The sequence below is a fragment of the Solidesulfovibrio alcoholivorans DSM 5433 genome (genome assembly GCF_000702665.1).
In the GTDB taxonomy this organism is placed as follows: domain Bacteria; phylum Desulfobacterota; class Desulfovibrionia; order Desulfovibrionales; family Desulfovibrionaceae; genus Solidesulfovibrio; species Solidesulfovibrio alcoholivorans.
On sequence record NZ_JNJA01000042.1, the window covers coordinates 1 to 6,178 of the forward strand.

At 54.9% G+C, this 6,178-nt stretch carries 8 protein-coding genes and 2 pseudogenes; all 10 read left to right on the plus strand.

Annotated features, from left to right (window positions below; genetic code table 11):
• The coding region (locus Q368_RS0122465) for an integrase core domain-containing protein (RefSeq protein WP_029461254.1) at positions 1–272 on the plus strand (272 nt) is incomplete at its 5' end.
• Positions 273–971: 699 nt separating this feature from the next.
• On the plus strand, positions 972–1,352 hold the full coding sequence (locus Q368_RS0122475) for a DUF6573 family protein (protein WP_029461256.1): 381 nt from the start codon (positions 972–974) through the stop codon (positions 1,350–1,352).
• A gap of 2 nt (positions 1,353–1,354) precedes the next feature.
• Positions 1,355–1,603 (plus strand): hypothetical protein, encoded by a 249-nt coding sequence (locus Q368_RS26355; RefSeq protein WP_156955893.1) that lies wholly within the window; start codon positions 1,355–1,357, stop codon positions 1,601–1,603.
• Between the two features lie 28 nt (positions 1,604–1,631).
• A complete protein-coding gene (locus tag Q368_RS0122485) occupies positions 1,632–1,874 on the plus strand; it encodes a hypothetical protein (protein WP_029461258.1) in 243 nt (80 codons plus the stop codon).
• 297 nt (positions 1,875–2,171) lie between these two features.
• Positions 2,172–2,534 carry a hypothetical protein gene (locus Q368_RS0122490; RefSeq protein WP_029461259.1) on the plus strand — a complete coding sequence of 121 codons (363 nt, stop codon included), beginning with the start codon at positions 2,172–2,174 and terminating at the stop codon, positions 2,532–2,534.
• Between the two features lie 283 nt (positions 2,535–2,817).
• Complete coding sequence (locus tag Q368_RS0122495) at positions 2,818–3,375, plus strand: tyrosine-type recombinase/integrase (protein WP_029461260.1); 558 nt, start codon at positions 2,818–2,820, stop codon at positions 3,373–3,375.
• Positions 3,376–3,922: 547 nt separating this feature from the next.
• Positions 3,923–5,110: a tyrosine-type recombinase/integrase gene (locus Q368_RS0122500; protein WP_052360363.1), complete on the plus strand. Its 1,188-nt coding sequence runs from the start codon at positions 3,923–3,925 to the stop codon at positions 5,108–5,110.
• 100 nt (positions 5,111–5,210) lie between these two features.
• Positions 5,211–5,639, plus strand: coding sequence for a LexA family protein (locus tag Q368_RS0122505; protein ID WP_029461262.1), 429 nt, complete (start codon positions 5,211–5,213; stop codon positions 5,637–5,639).
• A 4-nt stretch (positions 5,640–5,643) separates the two neighbouring features.
• Positions 5,644–5,862, plus strand: a pseudogene (locus tag Q368_RS25345) (Y-family DNA polymerase); the annotation flags it as partial.
• 127 nt (positions 5,863–5,989) lie between these two features.
• A pseudogene (locus Q368_RS26820) lies at positions 5,990–6,178 on the plus strand (hypothetical protein); the annotation flags it as partial.

Consider the following 6,178-nt stretch of genomic DNA (forward strand, 5'->3'; position numbering starts at 1 on the left):
TGGAATTCACCCAGGCGCTCAAAGATGCCGGCGTCGCCATCTCCATGGACGGCAAAGGTCGATGGATGGACAATGTTTTTATCGAGCGGCTGTGGCGCTCTGTGAAATGGGAGTGCGTCTACCTGCGGGAACTCGAAACCGGGAGCCAGGCCCGCCAAGTCCTTGGAGACTGGTTCCGCTTCTACAACGAGCAGCGGCCGCATTCGGCTTTTGACGGTCGTCGCCCCATGGACGTATACCGGGAGGGCCACTCGGCCTCCAAGGCGGCATGAGCACCAACCGGACTATAGCTTAACCCCGCCGCCAACCTGTCCAACCAAGCCGGACCACCTCACAGGGAGACATTCCTGCGAGCAATCCCGCCGTTACTTTGCTGCGAACTGACTCATTTTACTTATATCGATAATATTTTGTTTATTTTCTAAAGACCTAATCCGCAAAATCCAGCGAAAATATTTCAGTAAATTTCAGATAGATATATTAAAGCATCACAAGAGCCTGTTCCTTGTGTTACAATTCCTGGAGTTTCTCACGAGACTTCAGGTCTTGTTCGCTAATAACCATCCTATCAGGAGGCACGGTGAATGTTGTGATCGAAGTCGCATTGAGACTCGTTGCCGTTGTCGTTTGCAAGAAAGTCCTGAAGAAGATTGTCAAGGAGGCAATCATCATCGTCATTAAAGAAGCAATCTGAAACAGAGGGGGCATGGCTTTCCATGTAACCCCTTTTTTCTTTAGGTCAATACGTCAGCCATCTATTGAGAAAATTCTTGTCCAGAGTGATTTTGAACGGCGACATTTGATTCCCTGCCCCATGGTCAGATTTGTCCCTGCCCAGCCGAGGCCCCACATCCTTAAGCAACTTCCGCCACCCAATAGTGCATTTCGTCGGCACCATCAAAGCCGTGACCAAGGCTTGGGGCCAGGGTATTCTCCCCGTATTTACCCTTTAAATACTGGAGGATGCCAACATGGATGATTTCAACCTGATCTATTCCTACAGCCGTGCCCAGGCCATTGCCGACGGAGTCTTGATCGACGTCACCGCCCAGGCCGGGGAGGCCGGTTTCAAATTCCACACCGTCGTCACTGATAACCTGTTCCATTCCTACATCACGCCGCCTGCTGGCCTGGAAGGGGAAGGGCAAAGTATCGAGGGCCGCCTGCACGATGTCTTTTTCGTTCTGCTTGCCGCCATTCGGAACTCCAAGGCGGCGACGGACTATGCGGAATTCGACGTGCTCTTCGTCATGGCTCCTGGCCGACAGGAGAAGGTCAAGGTGGTCGCCGTCGTCGGCCCTGGCGACAAGGGCGAGCCGGTGATGACGATGATGCTTCCGGGAGATGATTAGCCATGCCCGGCACCGAACAGGACCTGGACCGTCTTGACCAGCTTATCTGCCGACTCCACCCCCTTGAACAACTTTTCCATCTGATGGGCAAAGTTGGCGAGGACACCGCCGGCGCTGAACTGGCCCGTGGATGTGCGGAAATAGGGCTGGTTCTGACCGGGCGGCTGCGGGCGTGCCTGGAGCAGTCCTTCCGTCACAGAAGCCAGCCAACCAGTGACGGGCAAAGTGAAATTTCAACCGCCGGCCATTGAGTCCCGGCGAGACGCCAAAGGAGTCAAAATGGAAACCTTCCCGCCCCATACAAGTGCCATCGACCTTTCTGCCCTGCGCGGCGTCCTCTCCGAAGACTTTGACGCGCCGCTAGTGAACCGGGTCATCATGTGCCTTCGAACAGATGGCCCCGGCAGCACCAGGGTCGCGCTTGCCGACGTTCGGCCGGTACTCATGGAAAACTTTCCCCAAAACACAGTTGACCGAATCATTATGGCCATGTGCCTGTCCATTTCGCTGTCCCCGGAATGAAGCCACCCAGAATTCCCCGGGCCAGGGTTAGACCCTCCAAAGGGATTCCTTTCCTGGCCCCGGGCAGACCCCTAAAATCCTCAATCCTGCGCGTTTGGGGATTCCCTGGGGATTTCTATCCCCCAGCCCCGAAAACCCAGGAAATCGCAGCCTCGGCCCAAAGCCGCATTTTTTCCTGATGACGATAGCGCCGCCCGGCATCCCTCTCGTGCAATTTTTCGTCTTCAAGCAGAAGTCCTATTTCATCTGTAATTACAGATATATAATCTATATAAACTTAACGCCTGGAGGAAAACCATGGGTAAAAAACATGACAATCCCGAGTCCGAGGTGCCGACCAAGATCGAATCCCGATACCAGCCCGGCCTATTGCGCCAGTGCATTTCCGAGAACCTTTCCGCCGACGCCATGATGGAACGACTCGGCATCCTGCACAAGCAGACGCTGCGAAAGCACTTGTTGCGCCTTATGGCCGAGGACAAGACATTCTATGATGTCGAAGCCCTGTTCGTGCGCGGCAGCAATCTGCCCAAGGTCAATCCGAAGGGCAGGCTGACCCTGAACCTCCGGGGCATGGTCATCGCCGGACAGGAAGTCGCTGACGGCGACATCTTTCAGGTTCGCGTCGAGGAAGACCAAATTGTCCTCACCAGGGGATGAACTTTAACCGGGTAGCCGGGCCGCAAGGTCCGGCTTCCTCTCTTTGGCAGGGCAGTCGCGGCGGCCGCAAGCAGTCACTTTGGCAGCCCAGCCGGTGCCGACGCGGGCAAGCCCCAAAGCCGCTTTCTTAGTAAGAAGCGGCATTGACCCAGAATTTCTCCAAAAGGCTTTTAACTTCAAAGAGATACATGGATTTGGGCCACCGGCCGAGGCCCCAGTGCCATTTTCAAAGATCGGTTTGATCCTTCCCCCAAGAAAAACATGCTTTCCAGGAGGTAGCTCCATGCGAGTGGACCCGTTCATCGAGACGCGAACTCTTCGCTCGATCAAAAGACTTTTGGCTGACAGTCCGAGAGATAAGCTGCTGTTTGTCATGGGCATAAATTCCGGCTTGCGGGTTCAAGACCTGCTGGCTCTCCGGGTCGCCGCCGTGCGCGGCTTGAAGCTCGGTGACCGCATCTCCATCCAGGAGAAGAAAACCGGCAAGCCCAACGTGCTCATCGCCAACAAAGAGATTCTGGCGGCCTTGGAGGAGTACCTCGCCATCGCCCAGCCCGATGACAGGCACTACCTGTTCAAAAGCCGCAAGACGGCGAACTCGCCCCTGACCACCCTGACCGTCACCAAGAAGGTGAAGGCCTGGGCCGCCGCCATCAACCTCAAAGGCAACTTTGGCGCGCATACCCTGCGCAAGACCTGGACCTACCACCAACGCCGTGAATTCGGCGTCTCCTGGGAGGTTCTGGCCAAGCGGCTTAACCATTCCAGCCCGTCCGTGACTCGGCGTTACCTCGGAATTCAAGACGAGGAGGTTGAAGAGGTCCTGATGAATTCCCTCTAACATACCGTTTCAACGACATTTATCAAACAGGGGTCGTTGTGACAGCCACGGCTCGTCAGGGCGACCCATTTTTTTCTTGGCATGGACTAAATAGGCTTTACGAATACGACTAACATACTTATTTAAAACAATTAAATTATTAAATAGCACGAAATTTAATTTTTTATGCAAATAAATATCGGACCCTAAATGATCAAACGGAGGCGAAGAGTGTCTCACAAAGAGTCGCACAGAGATCAAGCAACTTGAGAACGGCCGTTTATCTGCAATATCGGATTGCCTGGGATGCAACGGGGCGAAACTTACAGTAAGAATCGGCCCATGTCGGTCGGGCCATTTTTAACACCAGCGAAAGCTGCCGAGTACTGCGGATACAGCGCGAGACGCTTTCGGGTACTTGCACAGGAATTCTGCATTCCTAAGTACGGTCCTCACCAAAACAGATTTCGCGTTAGCGACCTAGATGCTTTTATGCAAGCTCCAAGCGCTTTTTTAAATGGTGCGGCTTCTGAAACCCGAACACCCTTGAAGTTGGAGGTTTAGGAAAATGTCTGTCCACAAGCGAAACAACAACGACACCTACTACGTGGCGTACCGGGACGAAAATGGCCGACAACATACAAAGACTTTCGGCAAAGGGCGAGCTGCGAAGCGTGAAGCCGAGAAGTTCGACAAGCAAGTGAAGGGTCCGAGGGCGGCAGAGACTGGCTCTCCTTCGCCGACTACTGAACCGCCGGTAGCCGCTTCAGGCAAGATATATCTGGACCAGTTGGCTCAGATGTACATTAGCACCAGGAAGGTCGAAGGGACGACGGTGAAGACCCTCGGCGAAATCAAATCTTTCCTGGAAAAACACTTCATCCCGGTATTTGCCCAGCGACCGGTGGAAGAAATACGGTACGACGAGATCATGACGATCATGGGCAAAGCCTACGCCAAGCATTCCCCCGTCACGCGCGGGCGGTATCTGTCCTACCTGAAGACCGTCTTTCAGTTTGGGGTCAAGCAGGACCTCATTGAGAAGAACCCGCTGCGCCATTGGAGAAAAACGAAAGAGCACCCCCGCGACACCAAGTTGACCTTCGAAGACCTCATGAAGATCAAGGCAGTCGCGGTCCCGCATCTCGCCTGGGCCATTGAGGTCGCCTGGAACCTTGGCGTCCGTACTGGGGAGTCCGAACTATTCGCCCTGAAATGGGCCGACGTCAACTGGGCTCAATCAACCGTCAGGGTTTTTGCCACCAAGACACAGTCAGCCAGAATCATCCCGGTTTCGCCAGAGTTCCTGTCACGGCTCAAAGATATGCGACCGAAGGCCCAGACCGAATTCCTCATCGAGTACAAGGGCAAGCAGGTCAAGCAGTTCCGGCAGTCGTTCCGGTCGGCCTGCAAGCGCGCTGAAATCCCTTACCACGTGGTCCTTTACGACATCCGCCATCTGTTCGCCACCACCTTGCTCCAGGAAGGAGGCGACCTGTCCGCCGTCAGCAAGCTCATGGGGCATTCGTCGATTAGCATGACCGCAATCCAATATTATCACCTACTTGGTGATGAAAAACGCCGGACCATCATGAAGTTGCCCAGTCTGTGTGGATCGGAGGACACGCCGCCGCTGCCGCCGCCGTCGCCGGATAAGCCGAAAGGAGAAGGGGCAAAAGTATTGTCATTCCGGGCGAGGAAGAAAAAACCTGTCCTTGCCGGACCCGGCACTGGCAAGAAAGGCCAAGTCGGTTGATGCCGATTTTCCTGTAAAAAATGCACGCCCGCTGTTTATTGATATAAACGTCGGTTGATATTTCTAGACACGGCTCAGGGCTTCGCTTTAAGAAGGCGGCATGAGCGCCCACCTCCAAATCAAGCCACTCGTTGCTCGCACCGAGTTGCCCCTGCCTTTGTATCTGGCCCCGGTTTCTGCCGGTTTCCCTAGCCCTGCCGAGGACTACCTGGACCGCGCCCTCGACCTCAACGAACTGCTCATCAGCAACCCGGCGGCCACTTTTTATGTTCGGGCAAGCGGCGATTCCATGCGTGACGCCGGCATCCAGACCGGGGACATCCTGATTGTTGATCGGGCAATAGAGCCTCGGCCTGGAAAAATCGTAATTGCCGCCGTGGATGGGGAGTTGACCGTCAAGCGGCTTCGCCTCAAGGATGGTCGACTCTACCTCGCTCCAGAGAATCCTGCCTACCCCTGCCTTGAAGTGTCTCCCGAGGCATCCTTTGAGATTTGGGGCGTCGTGACCTGCGTCATCCACCGGACCTAAAAAAATGCCGCCACGCCGGATTCTGGCCCTTGTGGACTGCAATTCCTTCTATGCGTCCTGCGAGAAGGTTTTCGTTCCCTCGCTCGCCAACAAGCCCGTTGTCGTTCTTTCAAACAATGATGGCTGCGTTATCGCCCGCTCAGCAGAGGCCAAGGCATTCGGCATTCCCATGGGCAAGCCAGCCTTCGAGTGCCGAGAACTTTTCCGCCGTCATGGCGTGGCTTGATCGGCGACAATTACTCCTGAGCATCAGCGACAATTAGAATTGTGCATCCACCTCCCCTTGGAGGCTGGCGGCTGTCTCCCCCCGGGAAAGATGGTAGCCAGCTGAAATGATAACGGATGCGCAGGTGAGAAAGCTGATGCGAGAGAAGACCAAAACAGGGCTGACCGGAATAGCCGGGCTCAAGGCCGGCATGAGCCGCAATACGGCGGCAAAGTATCTCAAGGAAGGCAGACTCCCCTCTGAAATGAAGGAGGTACGGGACTGGCGAACACGGCCTGACCCCTTCCTGAATCATTGGGCGGAAATAGAAGCG